General features: G+C 72.7%; 17 protein-coding genes. 12 read left to right on the forward strand and 5 right to left on the reverse strand.

Going from position 1 to position 19,630, the window contains the following annotated elements; translation table 11 throughout:
* Positions 1–13: 13 nt before the first annotated feature.
* From ACLFMI_RS11045 to ACLFMI_RS11055, 3 genes are read left to right on the forward strand one after another with little or no spacing between them, the layout of a single operon-like run.
* Positions 14–1,135: an LLM class flavin-dependent oxidoreductase gene (locus tag ACLFMI_RS11045; RefSeq protein WP_410947690.1), complete on the forward strand. Its 1,122-nt coding sequence runs from the start codon at positions 14–16 to the stop codon at positions 1,133–1,135.
* The gene (locus ACLFMI_RS11050) at positions 1,132–1,506 is read left to right on the forward strand and encodes a nuclear transport factor 2 family protein (protein ID WP_410947691.1); all 375 of its coding nucleotides are present in this window, start codon (positions 1,132–1,134) and stop codon (positions 1,504–1,506) included. The genes ACLFMI_RS11045 and ACLFMI_RS11050 overlap by 4 nt, the downstream gene beginning before the upstream one ends.
* Before the next feature lie 3 nt (positions 1,507–1,509).
* Positions 1,510–2,535, forward strand: coding sequence for an LLM class flavin-dependent oxidoreductase (locus ACLFMI_RS11055; protein ID WP_410947692.1), 1,026 nt, complete (start codon positions 1,510–1,512; stop codon positions 2,533–2,535).
* Here ACLFMI_RS11055 and ACLFMI_RS11060 read toward each other — a convergent pair.
* The 5 genes from ACLFMI_RS11060 to ACLFMI_RS11080 all read right to left on the reverse strand — a co-directional run bounded on the left by ACLFMI_RS11060 (position 2,532) and on the right by ACLFMI_RS11080 (position 8,224).
* The gene (locus ACLFMI_RS11060) at positions 2,532–3,086 is read right to left on the reverse strand and encodes a DinB family protein (protein WP_410947693.1); all 555 of its coding nucleotides are present in this window, start codon (positions 3,084–3,086) and stop codon (positions 2,532–2,534) included. The two genes, ACLFMI_RS11055 and ACLFMI_RS11060, sit on opposite strands and share 4 nt — an antisense overlap.
* A gap of 10 nt (positions 3,087–3,096) precedes the next feature.
* The gene (locus ACLFMI_RS11065) at positions 3,097–3,684 is read right to left on the reverse strand and encodes a DinB family protein (protein WP_410947694.1); all 588 of its coding nucleotides are present in this window, start codon (positions 3,682–3,684) and stop codon (positions 3,097–3,099) included.
* Between the two features lie 264 nt (positions 3,685–3,948).
* Positions 3,949–5,661, reverse strand: a complete 1,713-nt coding sequence (locus tag ACLFMI_RS11070; RefSeq protein WP_410947695.1) for a glycerol-3-phosphate dehydrogenase/oxidase — start codon at positions 5,659–5,661, stop codon at positions 3,949–3,951.
* A 144-nt stretch (positions 5,662–5,805) separates the two neighbouring features.
* Positions 5,806–7,323, reverse strand: a complete 1,518-nt coding sequence (gene glpK, locus ACLFMI_RS11075) for a glycerol kinase GlpK (RefSeq protein ID WP_410947696.1) — start codon at positions 7,321–7,323, stop codon at positions 5,806–5,808.
* Between the two features lie 52 nt (positions 7,324–7,375).
* A complete protein-coding gene (locus tag ACLFMI_RS11080; protein ID WP_410947697.1) occupies positions 7,376–8,224 on the reverse strand; it encodes an MIP/aquaporin family protein in 849 nt (282 codons plus the stop codon).
* Between the two features lie 145 nt (positions 8,225–8,369).
* Between ACLFMI_RS11080 and ACLFMI_RS11085 the strand changes: the two genes are divergently transcribed.
* The 9 genes from ACLFMI_RS11085 (at position 8,370) to ACLFMI_RS11125 (ending at position 19,605) form a co-directional block, all read left to right on the forward strand.
* The gene (locus ACLFMI_RS11085; RefSeq protein WP_410947698.1) at positions 8,370–9,131 is read left to right on the forward strand and encodes an IclR family transcriptional regulator; all 762 of its coding nucleotides are present in this window, start codon (positions 8,370–8,372) and stop codon (positions 9,129–9,131) included.
* Complete coding sequence (gene glpK, locus ACLFMI_RS11090; protein WP_410947699.1) at positions 9,128–10,660, forward strand: glycerol kinase GlpK; 1,533 nt, start codon at positions 9,128–9,130, stop codon at positions 10,658–10,660. The genes ACLFMI_RS11085 and glpK (ACLFMI_RS11090) overlap by 4 nt, the downstream gene beginning before the upstream one ends.
* 64 nt (positions 10,661–10,724) lie before the next feature.
* Positions 10,725–11,624, forward strand: coding sequence for an MIP/aquaporin family protein (locus tag ACLFMI_RS11095; protein ID WP_410947700.1), 900 nt, complete (start codon positions 10,725–10,727; stop codon positions 11,622–11,624).
* Positions 11,625–11,946: 322 nt separating this feature from the next.
* Positions 11,947–13,179, forward strand: a complete 1,233-nt coding sequence (locus tag ACLFMI_RS11100; protein WP_410947701.1) for a cytochrome P450 — start codon at positions 11,947–11,949, stop codon at positions 13,177–13,179.
* Positions 13,176–13,586: a nuclear transport factor 2 family protein gene (locus ACLFMI_RS11105; protein ID WP_410947702.1), complete on the forward strand. Its 411-nt coding sequence runs from the start codon at positions 13,176–13,178 to the stop codon at positions 13,584–13,586. Before ACLFMI_RS11100 ends, ACLFMI_RS11105 begins: the two co-directional genes overlap by 4 nt.
* A gap of 13 nt (positions 13,587–13,599) precedes the next feature.
* Positions 13,600–15,171 carry an AMP-binding protein gene (locus ACLFMI_RS11110; RefSeq protein WP_410947703.1) on the forward strand — a complete coding sequence of 524 codons (1,572 nt, stop codon included), beginning with the start codon at positions 13,600–13,602 and terminating at the stop codon, positions 15,169–15,171.
* Positions 15,168–16,751 carry an FAD-dependent oxidoreductase gene (locus ACLFMI_RS11115; RefSeq protein WP_410947704.1) on the forward strand — a complete coding sequence of 528 codons (1,584 nt, stop codon included), beginning with the start codon at positions 15,168–15,170 and terminating at the stop codon, positions 16,749–16,751. The genes ACLFMI_RS11110 and ACLFMI_RS11115 overlap by 4 nt, the downstream gene beginning before the upstream one ends.
* Before the next feature lie 134 nt (positions 16,752–16,885).
* Complete coding sequence (locus tag ACLFMI_RS11120) at positions 16,886–18,493, forward strand: class I adenylate-forming enzyme family protein (RefSeq protein ID WP_410947705.1); 1,608 nt, start codon at positions 16,886–16,888, stop codon at positions 18,491–18,493.
* Positions 18,490–19,605 (forward strand): NDMA-dependent alcohol dehydrogenase, encoded by a 1,116-nt coding sequence (locus ACLFMI_RS11125; protein WP_410947706.1) that lies wholly within the window; start codon positions 18,490–18,492, stop codon positions 19,603–19,605. Before ACLFMI_RS11120 ends, ACLFMI_RS11125 begins: the two co-directional genes overlap by 4 nt.
* The last annotated feature ends 25 nt before the right edge of the window (positions 19,606–19,630 follow it).

Here is a 19,630-nt window from a genome sequence, read left to right on the forward strand (position 1 = left end):
TGGAGGTACTGAGGTGAAGCCGCTGCAGCTGGGTGTGCCGGGCCAGATCATGCCGCCGGCCGATGCCGCGGTGCGCTTCGCCCGCCGCGCCGAGGACGACGGCTACGACGCCGTCTGGTGGCCGGACCACCTCATGGGCTGGCACGCCGACACGATGTGGACCCCCGACCTCACCCCGCTCGCCGACGTGCAGTCCAACCCGCACGTCTACTTCGACCCGATGGTGATGATGGGCGTGGTCGGGGCGCAGACCGAGCGGATCAAGGTCGGGGTCGTCGTCACCGACCTGATCCGCCGGCACCCGGCGATGGCCGCGGCCACCGCGCTCACGCTGGACCACGTCACGAAGGGCCGGGCGATCATCGGCCTGGGGTCGGGCGAGAAGCTCAACGTCACCCCGTACGGGATGGACTTCGACAAGCCGGTCGCCAAGCTGTCCGAGGGCATCGACGTGATGCGGCTGCTCTGGGAGGCCGACGGGCCGGTCGACTACGAGGGCCGGTTCCACCGGCTGGACTCCGCGGTACTCGGGCTCTCGCCCTACGGCGAGGAGCCGCCGGAGATCTGGACCGCGGCACACGGACCGCGGATGCTGCGCCTCACCGGGGCCAAGGCCGACGGCTGGCTGCCGACGAAGATGACCGCCCCGGACTACGCCTCGTCGCTGGCGACGATCCGCCGCTCGGCCGAGGAGAAGGGGCGCGACCCGGACCGGTTCACCCCCGGCATGCTCGGCTACGTCCTCATGGGACCGGACGAGGAGACCGTGCGGCGGCTCACCGAGGCCCCGCTGGTGCGGGCGCTGTGCGTGCTGCTGCCCTCGCAGGTGTTCCGGGAGCTCGGCGTGGAGCCGCCGCTGGACGGCGGTCCGCACGGGTCCGGGTTCCACGACTTCATCCCGTCCACGATCGAGCGGGCCGAGTCGTTGCGGATCATCGACGCGATCCCGCCGGAGGTGGTGCGGCACTACGCCTTCTGCGGCACCCCGGAGCAGGTCGCCGAGGAGCTCCACGAGTACCGGGAGGCCGGGCTGGAGCACCTGGCGATGTGGAACATCACGCCGTTCGGGGACCCGTCACTGGCGAAGTGGTCGTTCGGGGCGATGGCCGAACTGAAGAAGCGGGTGGGCATGTGAGCAGTGCACGCACCGCGGTGGACGCGTACTTCGCGGCGATCAACTCCGACCGGTTCGCCGACCTGGCCGCGGTGTTCGCCACCGACGTCGAGATCGTCACCACCGGTGCGCCGCCGGTGATCGGGCGGGAGGCGGCGCTCGCGCACTTCCCGGTGGTCCTCGCCGGGTACTCGAGCCACGACGACGCGGTCACCCGCTGGATCGAGGCCGGGGACACGGTCGTCTGCGAGATCGCCTTCAGCGGGACGCTCACCGACGGCCGGGCGGTCACGTTCGACGCGCTCGACGTCTTCGACACCGCGGACGGGTGGGTCACCCGGGTCGGCACCTGGTTCGACACCCGCTCGGTGGCCCGCCAGATCAAGGGCTGACGGGTGCCCCAGGAGACGCCGCAGGGGATGCCGCCGCTGGGCGTGACGATGCCGGTCGACGACGGGCTGGACGTGCCGGACTACGTGGCGCTGGCCCGGGCGGCGGAGGCGGCCGGCTACGACTCGGTCTGGTGCGGCGAGGTGGCCGGTCCCGAGGTGTTCTCACTGCTCGGGGTGCTGGCCGCGAGCACGTCGCAGGTCCGGCTGGGCACCGGCATCGCGAACGTCTACGCCCGTTCCGCGGCGCTGGCCGCGATGGGGTTCGCGACGCTGTCCTCGGCCGCGCCCGGGCGGGTGCTGGCCGGGCTCGGCGCGAGCAGCCCGATGGTCGTACGGGACTGGCACGGCCGCGATCACGACCGGCCGCTGGCCACCGTCGAGGGGTACGTGACGGCGTTGCGGTCGGCCTGGGCGGGGGAGCGGGTCCGTGTGGAGCACCCGCGCACCCGGGGCTTCCGGTCGTCGCTGCTGCCGCCGCAGGCGCCGCCGGTGGTGCTGGCCGCGATGAACCCGCGGATGCTGCGCCTGGCCGGGCGGATCGCCGACGGGGTGTTCCTGACCTGGTGCCCACCGGACGAGGTGCCGGGACTGCTCGCGCACGTCCGGGCGGGGGAGGCCGAGGCGGGGCGCCCGCCGGGCAGCGTGTGGGCGATGGCGTCGTACTGGGCCTATGCCGGCGACCGGTACGACGACGCGATGACCCGGATGCGCCGGCTGGTGCTGCAGTACGCGATGGTGCCGACGCACCGGGGCTCGTTCGCCGGGGCCTGGGACGACCTGGACCGCGCCACCGAGCTGTGGCACGGCGGCGACCGACCCGGCGCGCTGGGCCTGGTGCCGGACGCCGCGGTGCACCGGCTCTGCGCGGTCGGCGACGGCGCGCACGTCGCCGACCGGGCCGCCGACCTGCGGGCCGCCGGGATCGCCCTGCCGGTGCTGCTCACTCCCGGCGCGGAACCCGGTGACGTGGCGGGCCCGCTGGACACGATCACGCGGACCCGGCCCCTCTGCCCGGGCCCGTCGACCTAGCCCATCGACTTCTGACCGTCGACGCTCTCCCGGATGATGTCGGCGTGCCCGCTGTGCTGGGCGGTCTCGCCGATGATGTGCGCGAGCACCTGCCGGGCGCTCCAGGTCGACTCCGCGGGGAACCACGGTGCCGGCGGCAGCGGGTGTGCCAGGTCCAGGTCGACGGTCGCCACCAGCTCGTCGGTCCGTGCCGCGGTCGCCGTGTAGCGGGCGAGCAGCGCCTCCAGGGTGTCGGAGCCGTCGAGCGCGAAGTCGTCGCGCTCGTCGCCGGCATCGGCGAGGCGTTCCCAGTCCTCGGCGCCCGCCACGACGCCGGTCAGGATGAAGTCGACCCAGCCCCGCTCGACGCCCTCGACGTGCTTGAGGATGCCGGCCAGGGTCAGCGCGCTCGCCGTCGAGCGGCGACGGGCATCGTCCTCGGACAGGTTCGCCAAGGTGTGCCGGAGCAGCATCCGGTGTTTGGCGAGCGTCTCCACGATGGCGGCGCGCTCCCCGGTGAGGCCCTTCGCGGCGCCTGTCATCAGGTCGGTCATGGAATCCGCGGTGCTCATCGTCGTCTCCTCAGCCCATCGTCTTCTGGCCGTCGATGGCCTCGCGGACGATGTCCGCGTGCCCGGCGTGCTGGCTGATCTCGGCCAGCATGTGGATCGCGACCCGGCGCACCGACCAGGACGCACCCGGCTCGAACCAGGGCGCGACCGGGAGCGCGTGCGTGGTGTCCAGGTCCGCGCTCCGCAGCACCTCCTCGGTGCGGGCGGCGACCTGCTCGATCCGGGCCCGCAGGTACGCACACGTCTCGTGCTCGGCGAGCACGAACCGGGTGTCCTCCCACTCCGAGCCCGACCAGTCGCCGCCGTTCGTGGCGGCCTCGGCGTCGACCGCGGACCAGTCGACGTCGTCGGTGTAGACCTGCTCGAAGGCGCTCGCGCCCTCGACCGCGAACCGGAACCACTGCTCCTCGGTGTCCGCGACGTGCTTGAGCAGCGAGGCGATCGTCAGCGCGCTGACCGTGCTCGCGGTCCGTGCCTGCTCCTCGGTGAGCCCGGCGGCGGTGTGCAGCAGGAAGCCGCGGTGCCGCTCCAGGGTCGCGATCAGCTCGGCGCGCTCGCCGGTGACGGTGGCCGGGGTGTCGGTATCGGTGACGCTCATGCGGGGCCGCCTCTCGCTCGGGGGCCGGGGCTCCCGGCCCGACGAGAACAACGGTAGGACCCGATGCGGACAGGTCTGGTCCTCGATGTCGGACGGTCCCGACTTTCCTGCGGCGCGGCCCGCGTCGCGAGCGGAACGCGCACCTCTCCGGAGAACGCGCGCGACGCGCCGCGCGCGCTCTCCCCGGAGCCGCGCGTCCTTCCGGTGTCGCGCGCGTTCGGTCCTGCGGGGCGCGCGTTCGGGTGGGCGCCGGGGTACTGGCGGTCAGCCGCTGACCGGCACCACGTCCGGAGCGCCGAGGCGGGCGGCGTCGGCGGTGGCGTCGTCGGGCATCTTCTGGCTCTCCCGCTCGGCCTCCACCCGCTTGAGGTAGTGGTCGACCTCGCGCTCGACCTGCTCGTCGTTCCAGCCGAGTACCGGGGCGACCAGCCGCGCGGTCTCCCCGGCTGCCCCGATACCCCGGTCGAAGGTCTCGATCGAGATCCGGGTGCGCCGGGCGAGGATGTCGTCCAGGTGCCGGGCACCCTCGTGGGACGCGGCGTAGACGGCCTCGGCCCGCAGGTAGTCGTCGGCCCCGGCGAGCGGCTCGGCCAGGGTGGGGTCCTCGGCCACGAGCTCCAGCACCTCGTCGATCAGCGAGCCGTACCGGCCGAGCAGGTGCTCGATCCGGACCGGGTGCAGCCCGCTGCGTGCGGCGAGCAGCTGCGTCGAGTTGCGCAGGGCCGCGAAGCCCTCGGCGCCGAGCAGCGGCACGTCCTCCGTGCAGGAGGCCGGGACCTTGGCGTCCAGCGAGTGCACGGCCGCGTCGACGGCGTCGCGGGCCATCACGCGGTAGGTCGTGTACTTGCCGCCGGCCACCACGACCAGCCCGGGCACCGGCGTCGCGACGGCGTGCTCGCGGGAGAGCTTCGAGGTCGCCTCCGACTCACCGGAGAGCAGCGGCCGCAGCCCCGCGTACACGCCCTCCACGTCCTCGTGCGTGAGCGGCTGCTCCAACACCTGGTTGACGTGCTGCAGCAGGTAGTCGATGTCCGCCGCGCTGGCCGCGGGGTGCGCCTTGTCCAGGTTCCAGTCGGTGTCGGTGGTGCCGATGATCCAGTGCCGGCCCCACGGGACGACGAACAGCACCGACTTCTCGGTGCGCAGGATCAGCCCCGCCTCGCCGCGGATCCGGTCGCGCGGCACGACCAGGTGGATGCCCTTGCTGGCGCGGACCTCGAACTGCCCGCGCTCGTGGGCCATGCCCTGGATCTCGTCGGTCCACACGCCGGTCGCGTTGATGACCTGCTTCGCGCGGACGTCGACCCGCTCGCCGCTCTCCAGGTCCTGCACGGTCGCGCCGACCACCCGTCCGGCGTCCTTGAGCAGCTCCACGACGCGCGCCCGGGTGGCGACGTGGGCGCCGTAGGCGGCCGCGGTACGGGCGATCATCATCGTGTGCCGGGCGTCGTCGACCTGCGCGTCGTAGTACTCCAGCGCGCCGACCAGGGCGTCCCGGCGCAGCGACGGCACGACCTTGCGCGCGCCGCGGCGGGTGAGGTGCCGGTGGTGCGGCAGCCCCCGCGAGCGCCCGGACAGCAGCCCGAGCGAGTCGTAGAGCGCGACGCCGGCACCGGCGTAGAACCGCTCCCACACGTGGTGTTGGAGCGGGTAGATGAACGGCACCGGGCGCACCAGGTGCGGCGCCAGGTGCTGGATCAGCAGCCCGCGCTCCTGTAGCGCCTCGGCGACCAGCCGGAAGTCCAGCATCTCCAGGTAGCGCAGGCCGCCGTGGATCAGCTTGGAGGACCGGCTCGAGGTGCCGGAGGCGAAGTCGCGGGCCTCGACCAGGCCGACCGAGAGGCCACGGGTCGCCGCGTCCAGCGCGGCCCCCGCACCGACGACACCGCCGCCGACGACGAGCACGTCCAGCTCGCGATCGCCCATCCCGCGCAGCGCGGACGTACGGGCCTCCGGGGAGAGTGCCACCGATTTCATGATCAGGCCTTTCGGGTCGAATCTCGGGTCGTGTCTCGGGTCGTCGTGTCTCGCAAGGGGAGTACCCGTTCCCCGCGCGGACGTGCACGGTTGTGCCGCCCGTCGCCCCGTCGTGTGGGGTCGGCGGGGCGACGAGCGCCCCGGCTAGCCGACGTCGACCCAGTCGAGCGTGCGCTGCACGGCCTTCTTCCACTGGGCGTAGCCGGCGTCGCGCGTCTCCGCGTCCCACTGCGGCTCCCAGCGGCGGGCCTCGTTCCAGTTCTCCCGCAGCTCGTCGGCGTTCTTCCAGAACCCGACGGCCAGCCCGGCCGCGTAGGCCGCGCCGAGCGCCGTCGTCTCGGAGACGACCGGACGCGACACCGGCACGCCCAGGACGTCGGCCTGGATCTGCATGCAGAGCTCGTTCATCGTGACGCCGCCGTCGACCTTGAGCACGTCGAGCGCGACGCCGGAGTCCTTCGACATCGCCTCGCTGACGTCGCGGGACTGGTAGCAGATCGACTCCAGGGTGGCCCGGGCCAGGTGCGCGTTGGTGTTGAAACGGGACAGGCCGACGATCGCGCCGCGGGCGTCGGAGCGCCAGTAGGGCGCGAACAGCCCGGAGAACGCCGGTACGAAGTAGACGCCGCCGTTGTCGGTGACCTGGCGCGCGAGGGACTCCGACTGCGACGCGCCGGAGATGATGCCCAGCTGGTCGCGCAGCCACTGCACGGCCGAGCCGGTGACCGCGATCGAGCCCTCCAGGGCGTAGACCACCGGCTCGTCACCGAACTTGTAGCAGACCGTGGACAGCAGCCCGGACTCCGAGCGGACCAGCTCGTTCCCGGTGTTGAGCAGCATGAAGTTGCCGGTGCCGTAGGTGTTCTTGGCCTCGCCGGGGGCGAAGCAGACCTGGCCGACGGTCGCGGCCTGCTGGTCGCCGAGGTCGCCGGTGATCCGGACCTCGCCGCCGAGCGCGCCGCTGCGCAGCGTCGTCCCGTAGCCGGGGGCGTACGAGCTCGGCTTGATCTCGGGCAGCATCTGCCGCGGGATGCCGAAGAAGCCCAGGAGCTCGTCGTCCCAGTTCAGGGTCTCCAGGTCCATCAGCATGGTGCGGCTGGCGTTGGTGACGTCGGTGACGTGCTGCCCGCCGTTCGGGCCCCCGGTCAGGTTCCAGATCACCCAGGTGTCGGTGTTGCCGAAGATCGCGTCGCCGCGCTCGGCGGCCTCCCGGACGCCGTCGACGTTCTCCAGGATCCACTGGATCTTGCCGCCGGAGAAGTAGGTGGCCGGGGGCAGGCCGGCCTTGCGCCGGATGACCTCGCCCTTGCCCTCGCGCTCGAGCGCTGTGGCGATCCGGTCGGTGCGGGTGTCCTGCCAGACGATCGCGTTGTAGTAGGGGCGGCCGTTGCGCCGGTTCCAGACGACCGTGGTCTCGCGCTGGTTGGTGACCCCCAGCGAGACCAGGTCGGACGCGGAGAGCCGGGTCGCGTTGAGTGCGGACTGCAGGCAGGCGTTGGTGCGCTCGATGATCTCGACGGGGTTGTGCTCGACCCAGCCGGCCTGCGGCAGGATCTGCTCGTGCTCCAGCTGGTGGCGTCCCACCTCGTTGCCGGAGTGATCGAAGATCATGAAGCGGCTGCTGGTGGTGCCCTGGTCGATGGCGCCGACGAACTCGGCCATGAGTTCTCCTGTGTCTCGAACGGTTGCGGGTGTGCGGGCGGGCGTGGTCCGGTCAGACCCGCCCGACCTCCTGTGGTGCCTCATCGGCCGGGATGAACCGGTCGATCAGCAGCTTGAACAGGCCGCCGCCGAGGACGGCGCCGACGATCGGGGCGATGATCGGCAGCCACCAGTAGGGCGTGCCGTCGCCGGTGACCCAGGCGGTGTCGTATCCGGTGAGCCACGATGCCAGCCGCGGGCCGAAGTCGCGCGCGGGGTTGATCGCGTAGCCGGCGTTCGAGCCCCAGGCCATGCCGATGCCGACGACGATCAGGCCGATCATGAACGGGGCCATGTTGGCCAGCGGGCCCTTGTTGCGCGGGTGCACCAGCGCGAAGATCACGAACACCAGGATGGCGGTGCCGACCACCTGGTCCAGGAACGCGGTCGGGATCGTGACCGGGTCGCCGGGCAGGGTGGAGAAGATGTCCTGGGTCTCGGTGAGGTTCGGGTCGACCGAGCGGATGAAGTCGGCGTAGGTGACCCGGACGATCAGCGCCGCGACGAACGCGCCCAGCGTCTGGGCCAGGATGAACGGCCCGACCTTGCGCCACGGGAACCCGTCGTAGACCGCGAACGCGACGGTCACCGCCGGGTTGATGTGCGCGCCGGAGATCCGCCCGGCGACGTAGACGCCCAGGACGACGCCCAGCCCCCACGCCCAGGCGACCGAGTCGTGCCCGCCGGCCGAGCCGTCCGGCGTCGTGCTGATCTGCGCGACGACACCGACACCGAACAGGACCAGGATCATCGTCCCGGCGAACTCGGCGCTCATCTCACCCAGCAACGACGGCGCCTTCTCGGCCGGCGCGGTCGGTGGCGGTGCTGCGGCCGGGGTTCCGGCCTTCTCGGAGCTCGTCATCGAACGTCCTTCGCGTGGTTCGCCCTCGTCGGGGCCGGGCGGCCCCGCCGTGCGGAGGCACGCTAGGAGCGGACCGGACCGGCGGCAACGGAGAACGTTCGGCAATGTCGAACGCTGCGGGTCAAGATCGGCTTATGATGGGCCCGTGCCGCGTCCGATCCAGTCCGTCGAACGGGCCGCCGCGTTGCTCCGGTTGCTCGGCGGCGCCGGGCGCCCGCTGGCACTGGCCGAGCTGGCCGCGGCGCTGGACCTGCCCCGGCCCACCGCGCACGGGATCCTCCGCACGCTGCGGGAGGAGGGGCTGGTCGCGCAGGACCCGGACACCGGCCGCTACCTGCTCGGCGACGCCCTGGACCGGCTCGGCACCCCGTGGGACCGGCACGATCTGCGGGCCCGCGCGATGAACTGGGCGGACGCGCTGGCCGCCGGTACCGGCTGCGCGGTGTTCCTGGGAGTCCCGTCCGGCGACGGGGCCGGGGTGGACGTCGTGCACCACGTGTTCCGGCCGGACGGCACCCCGCAGCGACTGCTGACCAACACCGTGCAACCGCTGCACGCGACGGCGTGGGGGATGTGCCTGCTGGCCTTCGCCCCGGCGTCCGTGCGGGCGTCCGAGCCGATGGAGCGCTACACCCGGCGTACCCTGACCGACCCCGCGGTGCTGGCCCGGGAGCTGGACGGGGCCCGGCGCCGCGGCTGGGCGTCCGACCCGGGCGGCTGGGAACCGGGGGTCGGGGGGCTGGCCGTCCCGGTCCGCAGCGGGGGTGGTCTGACGGTGGCCGCGCTCGGCGTCGGGGCGCCGGTCGAGGACCTGTTCGGGCCGGACGGCCGGGCCCGGTCGGAGCCGGTGGTGGAGTTGGCCGCGGCCGCGGCGGAGATCGCCGCCGGGCTGGAGGAACTGACGTGAACCGGGTGGGGCCGGGCCGGGCCGGCGTCCCGGCCGGGGAACGCGTGGTCGCCGCGATCGACCAGGGCACGACGTCGACCCGGTGCCTGCTGTTCACCCGCTCCGGCCGGATGGTGGCGGTGGCCCAGCGCGAGCACCGGCAGCACTTCCCGGCGCCCGGCAGGGCCGAGCACGACGCCGTCGAGATCTGGCGCGCGGTGACCCGGGTGGTGCCCGCCGCGCTGCGCCGGGCGGGGCTCGGCCCGGAGAACGTGGCGGCGCTCGGCATCGCGAACCAGCGCGAGACGACCGTGGTGTGGAACCGGAACACCGGCGTCCCGCTCGCCCGGGCGATCACCTGGCAGGACACCCGCACCGACGGCATCGTCTCCGGCCTGGCGGACTCGGCCGTGCTCTACAGCGAGGTCTCCGGGCTCGGCCCGGCCACCTACTTCGCCGGGCCGCGGTTGCAGTGGCTGCTCGACCACGTCCCCGGCGCGCGCGAGGGCGCCGAGCGCGGTGACGTGCTGTTCGGGACCGTGGAGAGCTGGCTGATCTGGAACCTCACCGGCGGCCCGGACGGCGGCGTGCACGTCACCGACGTCACCAACGCCAGCCGGACCATGCTGATGGACCTGCGGACGCTGGAGTGGTCGCCGCGGTTGTGCGCGGCGCTGCGAGTGCCCCAGGCGATGCTGCCGCGGATCGTGCCGAACGCGCAGGTCTACGGCACCTGCACCGGGCTGCTGCCGGGCGTCCCGGTGGCCGGGGCGCTCGGGGACCAGCAGGCCGCGCTGGTCGGGCAGACCTGCTTCGCGCCGGGCGAGGCCAAGTGCACCTACGGCACCGGCGCGTTCCTGCTGAAGAACACCGGATCCCGGATCGCCTCGTCCGAGGCCGGGCTGATCCCGACCGTCGGGTACCTGCTCGGCGACCGTCCGGTGTACGCGCTGGAGGGGTCGATCGCGATGACCGGCTCGCTGGTGCGGTGGTTCCGGGACGCGCTCGGGATGATCTCCACCGCGGCCCGGATCGAGACGCTCGCGCTGTCGGTGCCGGACAACGGCGGCTGCTACGTCGTGCCGGCGTTCTCCGGGCTCTACGCCCCGCGGTGGAACCCGGACGCCCGTGGCGTGATCGTCGGGCTGACGTCCTACATCCACCGCGGGCACCTCGCGCGGGCGGTGCTGGAGGCGACCGCGTGGCAGACCCGGGAGGTGCTGGACGCGATGAACCGGGACTCCGGCGTCGGCGTCACCCGGTTGAAGGTGGACGGCGGGATGACGGCGAACCACCTGCTCATGCAGTGCGTCGCGGACGTGCTCGACCTGACCGTGGAGCGCCCGCTCGGGTCGGAGGCGGTGTCGCTGGGCGCGGCCTACGCGGCCGGCCTCGCCGTGGGGTACTGGCCGGACCCGGACGTGTTGCGCCGCAACTGGCACCGGGCCGCGGCCTGGGAGCCCGCCATGGACCCGGGCCTGCGCGAGCGCGAGCACGCCGACTGGCAGCGGGCCGTGGAGCGCAGCATCGGCTGGGCGCGGACCTGGTGACCCGGGACGGCGGCGTCCTGTGCCGCTCCTGGACGGCAGGTGCCGGCGGTGTGATGCTCGTCTCATGGTGACTGGGAGAACGGCTGTGCAGCGGTGGCGCGCGGGAACCGGTGGGGAGTTGCTGGCGGAGTTTCTCGGAACGTTCGTCCTGATCCTGATCGGGTGCGGCTCGGTCGCGGTGGCCGTCGTCGGGCTGCCCGGCTCGGATCGCCAGTCCGATCCGTTCGGCGCGGCGAACTGGCTGATCATCGCCTGGGGATGGGGCCTGGGCGTCGTTTTCGGGGTGTACGTCGCGGGTGGGGTCAGCGGCGCGCACATCAACCCGGCCGTCACCCTGGCCTTCGCGGTGCGCCGGGGCTTCTCCTGGGCCAAGGTGCCCCTGTACTGGCTGGCCCAGGTCCTCGGGGCGTTCGTCGCGGCCGCGCTCGTCTACGCCGTGTACGCACCGGCCATCGACGCGTTCAACGCGACCGAGCAGATCGCCGACCGAAGCGGGTCGCTGTCCACGTTCGCGATCTTCGCCACGTACCCCGCGCCCTACTTCAACGGGGGCCTGTGGGGTCCCTTGCTCGACCAGATCGTCGGCACCGCCATTCTGCTCGCGCTGATCGCGGCGCTGATCGACAAGCGCAACCAGGCCCCGGCGGCCAACACCGGCCCGTTCCTCATCGGGCTCGTCGTGGTCGCGATCGGACTGACCTACGGGACGAACGCCGGCTACGCGATCAACCCTGCCCGTGACCTCGGCCCGCGACTGTGGACCTACATCGAGGGGTGGGGGCGGCTGGCCTTCCCCGGCGGCGGCGACTACTTCGGCAGTTACTGGTGGGTCCCGATCGTCGGGCCGCTGATCGGGGGCGTGGTCGGAATCGTGGTCTACGACATGTTCATCGGGCAGGTGCTCGCGGCGCGGAACCCCGACGATCCGGACGCCGCCGGCGGCGCGAGCCGCGTCCCGGAGTGACGGGACCGGACCGGGTTGCTGCGGCCCGTTCCGGTGGAATCGGCGGAAGGTCGGGCGCCTCGCACCCGGTGCGCACCGAGCCGGTCACCTGCACGTAGCTCCGCGTTGCTCGGCGTTGCTCGGCCCCCGGGTCGGTGACGCCCGGGGTCCGTGCGGCGGTCGCCGGGCTGAACGCGGGAACGCATCCGTCCTGACGAAGCGGTGTTGTGCGTCACGGCTCGATCCTGTTAGCGTCGCCGCTACCAAACGACCGGTAGACAGACGGTCGTAGGTCATAGCAGGTCGCAGGTGGTCGACGAGGACCGACAGACCGGAGGTGCCCGTGTCCGCACCCGCCGCCCCGAGCGCGCCCGACATCCTCTCCGCGGAGTTCGCCGCCGATCCCTACACGGCGTACCGGGTGATGCGGGACGAGCACCCGCTGATCTGGCACGAGCCGACGCGGAGCTACGTGATCAGCCGTTACGCCGACGTCGAGCGGGCGTTCAAGGATCCGGTCTTCACCAGCCGGAACTACGACTGGCAGCTCGAGCCGGTGCACGGTCGGACGATCCTGCAGATGGACGGCCGGGAGCACTCGACCCACCGCAACCTGGTCGCCCCGGCCTTCCGGGGCCGGGAGCTGGCCGAGCGGTTCGTGCCGGTGATCCGGCGCAACTCGGCCGAGCTGGTCGCCGCGTTCGCCGGCGACGGCGAGGTCGAGCTGGTCGGACAGTACGCCACCCGGTTCCCGATCAACGTCATCGTCGACATGCTCGGGCTGCCGACGTCCGACCACGAGCACTTCCACCGCTGGTACACCTCGATCATGGGGTTCCTGTCGAACCTCTCCGGCGACGAGCAGGTGGCCGCGGACGGCCTGCGCACCCGCGACGAGTTCGCCGAGTACCTGGTCCCGATCATCGCCGCCCGCCGCGCGGACCCCGGCGACGATCTGCTGTCGGTGCTGTGCACGGCCGAGATCGACGGCGTCCGGATGACCGACCACGAGATCAAGGCGTTCTGCAGCCTGCTGCTGACCGCCGGTGGCGAGACGACCGACAAGGCGATCGCGAGCCTGATGTCCAACCTGGTCGCGCATCCCGACCAGCTGGCCGCGGTGCGCGCGGACCACGCGCTGATCCCGGCCGCGTTCGCCGAGGCCCTGCGGCTGACCCCGCCGGTGCACATGATCATGCGCCAGCCGTCCGAGGACGTCGAGCTCTCCGGTGGCGTGATCGAGGCCGGCCGGACCGTGACCTGCCTGATCGGTGCCGCGAACCGGGATCCCGAGCGGTTCGCCCGGCCGGACGAGTTCGACCTGCACCGCGACGACCTGGACCAGGGACGTGCCTACACCGCGGGCGCCAACCACACGTCGTTCTGCCTGGGCCGGCACTTCTGCGTGGGCGCGCTGCTCGCCCGCACCGAGCTGGAGACCGGGATCGCCGACCTGCTGGACGCGATGGAGGACATCGCGTTCGCCGATGGCGTGCCCCCTCCCGAGCACGGGGTCTTCACCCGTGCCCCGTCCGAGCTACGGCTCACCTTCACCCCGACCGGAGGAACACGATGACGGCGCGTGCCGAGATCGAGAACGTGCTGGGCCGCGCGGCCTGGGGCTACGACGAGGATGACGTCGACCTCATCGCCGCGCAGTTCACCGAGGACGCGGTGATGACCCTGCAGATCGGCCGGGACGGCGACCCGATCGGCCCGTTCGAGAACCGGGCCGCGATCCGGAAGATGCATGCCGACTCGCTGGCCGGGCAGACCGACCAGCGCCGGCACAACCTGAGCAACCTGGTCGTCGTCTCCGAGTCCGCGGACGCCGCGGAGACCACCACCAACCTCACCCTGCTCTCGATCGAGAACGGCGCGCTGCGGACGATCTCGTCCGGCTGGTACCGCGACGAACTGCGCCGCGAGAGCGACGGCTGGCGGATCGCCCGCCGCCACATCTACCTCGACCTGCCGTACTGAGCGGGGCCGGCGGATGGTCAACATCGGACGGATCCCGGCGAAGTGGGCGGCGCTGACCCCGCGGGCGGACGCCGTCGTCGACTCCACGAACGGCCGGCGTACCGACTGGCGGACCCTGGACGAGCGGGTCCGCCGGCTGGCGAACGGCCTGGCCGGCACCGGGGACGGCGGCCTCGGCCTTCAGAAGGGGGATCGGGTCGCGATCCTCTCCCGCAACTCATGCGAGTACCAGGAGCTGTACTACGCCGCGGGCCGCGCCGGGCTGGTCGCGCAGCCGCTGAACTGGCGGCTCGGCGAGTCCGAGCTCACCCGGATCCTGGCCGACGCCACGCCGAGCGCGCTGGTCGTGGCCGACGAGTGGTCACCGACCGCGGACCGGGTGCTGCGCGAGGTCGACGTCGGACACCGGCTGTCCTACGGCGACGGCTCGGACGGCAGCTTCGAGGACCTGATCGCGCGCAGCCCGGACACCGAACCGGAACGCTCCGCGCACGTCGGCGACGCGGACCCGTTCTTCATCCTCTACACCGGCGGCACCACCGGGGAGTCGAAGGGCGCGCTGCACAGCCACACCTCGACGTCGTTCGGGATGCTCAACCAGACCGTGGCCGAGCGGATCGTGCCGACCGACGTCTACATGCTGACCGGGCAGATGTACCATATCCCAGTCGTGCTCTCGATGAACTACATGCGGCACGGCTGCCCGCTGGTGCTGATGAACTTCGAGGCTCGCAGGGCGCTGGAGCTGATCGAGGCCGAGCGGGTCTCGGCGTTCCTGGGCATCACCACGATGCTCAACTGGATGATGGCCGTGCCCGGCTTCGAGAACTTCGACATCTCCTCGCTGCGCAACATCCAGTACGGCGGCGGGCCGATGCCGTCGTCGGTGGTGAAGGCGGCACTGGACCACTTCCCGTGCACCCTGATCCAGGGCTACGGGCAGACCGAGGGCACCACGATGTGCTTCCTGTCCCAGGAGGACCACGCGGACGCGGTGCGGGGTGTGCGCCCGGAACGGCTGATGTCGTGCGGGCGCGAGGGGTTCGTGACCAGCATCCGGATCGTCGACCCGGACGGCAACGAGGTCCCCCGGGACGGCCGGACAGCGGGCCAGATCGTCGTCCGGTCCGAGGCGAACATGCTCGGCTACCTGAACCGGCCGGAGCTCACCGCCGCGACCCTGCGGGACGGCTGGATGTGGACCGGCGACGTCGCGACCTGGGACGCCGACTCCTACGTGTTCATCGTCGACCGGGCCAAGGACATGATCATCTCGGGTGGCGAGAACATCTACTCGATCCAGGTCGAGGAGGCGGTCAACCAGCACCCGTCGGTGCTGGAGTGCGCCGTGATCGGCGTCCCGGACGACGAGTGGGGCGAGGCTGTGAAGGCCTACGTCGTGCTCAAGCCGGAGACGAGCGCGACCGCCGAGGACATCGTCGAGACCGCCAAGCTGCACCTGGCCTCGTACCAGAAGCCGCGCTCGGTGGAGTTCGTCGACGCGCTACCCAAGGCGCCCACCGGCAAGATCCTCAAGCGCGCGCTGCGGGACGGGCACTGGGCCGATCGGGAGCGTTCGGTATGAGCCGGGTGTGTGTGCTGGGGACAGGTGGCGCCGGGCTCACCGCCGCCGTCGCCGCGGCGGACGCCGGCGCCGAGGTCACCGTGCTGGAGAAGGGGGAGCGGGTCGGCGGGACGACCGCGCTGTCCGGCGGCACCACCTGGTTGCCTGCGGTCGAGGGTGGCCGGGACGACGCGCTGGCCTACCTCGGCTCGCTCTCGCACGGCCTGATCGACCCCACGACGGCGGAGACCTTCGTCGACACCGGCCCGGAGTTCCTGGACTGGGTGCAGCGCAGCACGCCGGTGCGGTTCCACGTCGTGCCGGGGCTGCCCGACTACCAGCCGGAACACCCGGGCGGGAAGCCGAAGGGCGGCCGCTCGCTGGACCCGGACCTGTTCCGGGTGGGCGCGCTGGGCGAGTGGGCGGACCGGATCGTGCGCCCCGAGCGCACCCCCCGGCTGATGCTCACCGAGGCTCCGCTCGGCGGCGGCGACGGCAGCACCGCGCCGGGCACCCCGGACCGGGCCACCCGGAAGGCCGAGGACTGGCGTGGTTGCGGGCACGCGCTGGTCGGCGGGCTGCTCGCCGCGCTGCTGGAGCGCGGGATCTCGCCGCGCACCGGGGTCGCGGCCACCGAGCTGGCACTGCGCGACGGCGCGGTCACCGGGGTCCGGACCGCGGACGGCACCGAGATCGCCGCGGACGCCGTCGTGCTCGCCACCGGCGGCTTCGAGTGGGACCCGGAGCTGGTGGCGGCGCACCTGCGCGGACCGATGACCAGCCCGGCGTCGGTGCCGACCAACACCGGGGACGGGCTGCGGATGGCGATGGCGGCCGGGGCCGGACTGGGCACCATGCGCGAGGCCTGGTGGGTCCCGACCGTCGAGATCCCCGGCGACACCGCGTTCGACCGGCAACGCGCGCAGCTGGTGCTGGCCGAGCGCACCCGGCCCGGATCGATCCTGGTCAACGCCACCGGGCGCCGGTTCACCAACGAGGCGGCCAACTACAACGCGCTCGGCGGCGCGTTCCACCAGTTCGACCCGGGTGCGTTCCGCTACGCCAACCTGCCGTGCTGGCTGGTCCTCGATGCGGCCTTCCTGCGCCGCTACGGTTTCCTCTCGCTGCCCCCCGGCGCGCCGGCGCCGGACTGGTTCACCAGCGCGGACACCCTCGACGGGCTCGGCCGGGCGCTCGGCCTGCCGGACGGATCGCTGGCGGCCGCTGTGGAGAGGTTCAACGGGTTCGCCGCCGACGGCGTCGACGCCGACTTCGGCCGCGGCACCAGCGCCTACGACGGCTGGAACGGCGACCAGGATCACTACCCGGGCCCGGCCGCGACGCTCGGACCGCTGACCGAACCACCGTTCCACGCGGTGCCGGTGCACTCCGGCTGCCTCGGCACGAAGGGCGGCCCGCGGACCACCGTGGACGGTCAGGTGCGGCACGTGACGGGTGCGCCGATGCCGGGGTTGTACGCCGCGGGCAACGCGATGGCCGGGACCACCGGCATGGTCTACGGCGGCGCCGGCGGCACCCTCGGACCCGCGATGGTCTTCGGGTACCGGGCCGGTCGGCACGCCGCGGGGGTGCGCGGGTGAGCGCCGGTCGGGCGGTTCCGAGGCCGGTCGACGGGGGGCCCGGCGCTGCAGCTCCCGGTGCCCGGCCCGGTCCGGCGCCCGGTGCGACGCCCGACGATCCGCACGCCTCGGGCACCGCGCTGACCCTGCCCGGGATGCTGCGGCGCGCCGTGGCGGCGGCGACCGCCGGGTCGTCGGAGGTGTCCGCGCCGGGCGTCGTCACCACGGACGGGCGGACCTCGTGGGCCCGGGTGCTGGTCGGGTCGGCGGCACTCGCCGCCCGGCTGGCCGAGCTCGGCGTCCCGCGCGGCGGGCGGGTCGCGGTGCTGGCGTCGAACTCGACGACCGGGATCGAGCTGCTGTTCGCGTGCGGCCTGCTCGGGGCGGTCTGCCTGCCGGTCAACACCCGGTTCGGCCCGCCCGAGGTCCGGCACCTGCTGGCCGACTCCGGGGCGGACACCGTGGTGGTCACCGCCGACGAGCCGGAGCACCGCGCCCTGCTGCACGGCGCCGTCCCGGACCTCGCCGCCGCCACCGACCCGCTCGACCTGCGGCCGGACGGCCTGCCGGAGCTGCGTCGCGCGGTGATCGCGGACTCGGTACCGATCGGTGCCATCGACGGCACCGATCGACACCCGGACGACGATCACGGACGCCTGTACCCGATCGACGACACACCCGGGCCCGCCGCACCGGACCGGGAGGCCGCGCCGGAGGACGTCGCGCTGCTCGTCTACACCTCCGGCACGACCGCGCACCCGCGCGGCTGCGGGCTCACCCACGAGGTGCTGGTCCGGGCCGGGCGCGCGGTCGGCCGCGACCGGTTCCGCTGCACCGCCGACGACGTGTTGTGGGACGTGCTGCCACTGTTCCACCTCAGCTTCGTCAACCCGTTGCTGGCGATCCTGGACGCCGGCGGCACCTTCGTCACCGACCGCCGGTTCGACGCCGGCCGGGCGCTCACCCAGATCCGGGACGAGGGTGTCACGGTCGCCTTCACCTGCTTCCCGACGGTGATGGACGCGCTGCTGGCGCACCCCGAGGTGGACCGGTGTTTCGCCGGGGTCCGGCTGATGCTCAACGTCGGCCCGCCGGACGTGCTGCACGCGGTACAGGCCCGGTTGCACGGCACCGTGCAGCTCACCTCCTACGGCAGCACCGAGATGGCGGGCATCGCCGCCACCACGCACCCGGAGGACCCGGTGGAGACCCGGCTGGGCACCAACGGGCGCCCGCTGCCGGGCATGGAGATCGTCGCCGCCGACCCGGACACCGGGGTGGCGCTGCCGGCGGGGACGGCCGGCGAGCTGCTGATCCGCGGGGCCGGGATGTTCACCGGCTACCACGGCGGCACCCCGCACGGCCCGGACGACTGGTTCTCGAGCGGCGACCTCGGACTGGTCGACGCCGACGGGCGGGTGCACTACCGCGGCCGGCTCAAGGACATGGTCAAGGTCGGCGGCGAGAACGTCGCGGCGCTCGAGGTGGAGGCGGTGCTCGCCGCGCACCCCGCGGTGCTGGTGGCGGCGATCGTCGCGGCGCCGGACCCGCGCTACACCGAGGTGCCCGCCGCCTTCGTCGAGCTCCGGCCGGGTGCCGAGGTCACGGAAGCGGTGCTGCAGGAACACTGCGCGGCCTCGCTCGCCCGGTTCAAGGTCCCGCGCCACATCCGGTTCGTCACGGAGTGGCCGATGTCCGCCACCAAGATCCAGAAAGGTCCGCTGCGAGCGCGGATCGCCACCGAACTCGGGGAGCACGTATGAAGACACGGGGCGCACTGCTGTGGGAGCCCGGAACGAACTCGGGCTGGACCGTCGAGGAGATCGAGGTCGACCCGCCGAAGCGACGGGAGATCGCCGTCGAGCTCGCGGCGTCCGGGGTGTGCCACTCCGACCAGCACCTCGACGACGGCGTGATCCCGCTGCCGTGGGCGCCGGTGCTCGGCGGGCACGAGGGTGCCGGGGTGGTGACCGAGGTCGGCGACGAGATCCACGACCTGAAGGTCGGCGACCACGTCGTGCTGTCGTTCCTGCCCTCCTGCGGGCGCTGCCGGATGTGCGTCTCGGGTCGGTCCAACATGTGCGACCTGGGCAACGGGGTGCTGGGCGGTACCGCGCCGGACGGCACGCACCGGGTGCACGCCCGCGACAAGGGTGTCGGCTGCATGTCGTATCTGGGCACCTTCTCGCCCCACGTCACGGTGCCGGTGGACGCCGCCGTGAAGATCGCCGAGGACATCCCGCTGGACAAGGCCGCGTTGATCGGGTGCGGCGTGCCGACGGGCTGGGGATCGTCGGTCTACGCCGCGGACATGCAGCTCGGGGACACCGTCGTGATCGTCGGGATCGGCGGCGTCGGGATCAACGCGGTGCAGGGCGCAGTCCACAAGGGAGCTCGAAACATCGTCGCCGTCGACCCGGTGTCGTACAAGCAGGAGCAGGCCCAGGAGTTCGGCGCGACGCACGCCGTCGGGTCCTATGAGGATGCAGCGAAGATCGTCGAGCAGCTCACGAACGGCCAGGGCGCGGACCGTGTGATCATCACCGTCGGCGTCGCGACCGGGGACCTGCTCCAGCCGGCGCAGGAGATGACCCGCCGCGGCGGCGTCATGGTGCTCACCTCGGCCGCCCCGGTCATGCAGCGGGACATGCAGTTCGACCTGTTCACGTTCGCGATGTCGGGCAAGCGGCTGCAGGGTTCGCTCTACGGCACCACGAACTCGCGCAACGACATCCCGCTGATGGCCGAGCTGTACCGCAACGGCGACCTCAAGCTCGACGAGCTGATCACCCGCCGGTACTCGCTCGACGACATCAACCAGGCCTTCGCCGACATGCAGGCCGGCAAGAACCTGCGCGGCCTGATCGTCTACTGACCTCGACCGTCCACTGGGGAGCCAC

The organism is Pseudonocardia nantongensis (assembly GCF_046546495.1).
In the GTDB taxonomy this organism is placed as follows: Bacteria; Actinomycetota; Actinomycetes; order Mycobacteriales; family Pseudonocardiaceae; genus Pseudonocardia; species Pseudonocardia nantongensis.

Bases quoted from the DNA above. Each gene is read 5' to 3' on its own strand.
- ACLFMI_RS11060 (WP_410947693.1), bottom strand. From the start codon at position 3,086: ATGAGCACCGCGGATTCCATGACCGACCTGATGACAGGCGCCGCGAAG.
- ACLFMI_RS11065 (WP_410947694.1), bottom strand. From the start codon at position 3,684: ATGAGCGTCACCGATACCGACACCCCGGCCACCGTCACCGGCGAGCGC.
- ACLFMI_RS11070 (WP_410947695.1), bottom strand. From the start codon at position 5,661: ATGAAATCGGTGGCACTCTCCCCGGAGGCCCGTACGTCCGCGCTGCGC.
- glpK (WP_410947696.1), bottom strand. From the start codon at position 7,323: ATGGCCGAGTTCGTCGGCGCCATCGACCAGGGCACCACCAGCAGCCGC.
- ACLFMI_RS11080 (WP_410947697.1), bottom strand. From the start codon at position 8,224: ATGACGAGCTCCGAGAAGGCCGGAACCCCGGCCGCAGCACCGCCACCG.
- ACLFMI_RS11095 (WP_410947700.1), top strand. From the start codon at position 10,725: ATGGTGACTGGGAGAACGGCTGTGCAGCGGTGGCGCGCGGGAACCGGT.
- ACLFMI_RS11105 (WP_410947702.1), top strand. From the start codon at position 13,176: ATGACGGCGCGTGCCGAGATCGAGAACGTGCTGGGCCGCGCGGCCTGG.
- ACLFMI_RS11110 (WP_410947703.1), top strand. From the start codon at position 13,600: ATGGTCAACATCGGACGGATCCCGGCGAAGTGGGCGGCGCTGACCCCG.
- ACLFMI_RS11115 (WP_410947704.1), top strand. From the start codon at position 15,168: ATGAGCCGGGTGTGTGTGCTGGGGACAGGTGGCGCCGGGCTCACCGCC.
- ACLFMI_RS11120 (WP_410947705.1), top strand. From the start codon at position 16,886: ATGCTGCGGCGCGCCGTGGCGGCGGCGACCGCCGGGTCGTCGGAGGTG.
- ACLFMI_RS11125 (WP_410947706.1), top strand. From the start codon at position 18,490: ATGAAGACACGGGGCGCACTGCTGTGGGAGCCCGGAACGAACTCGGGC.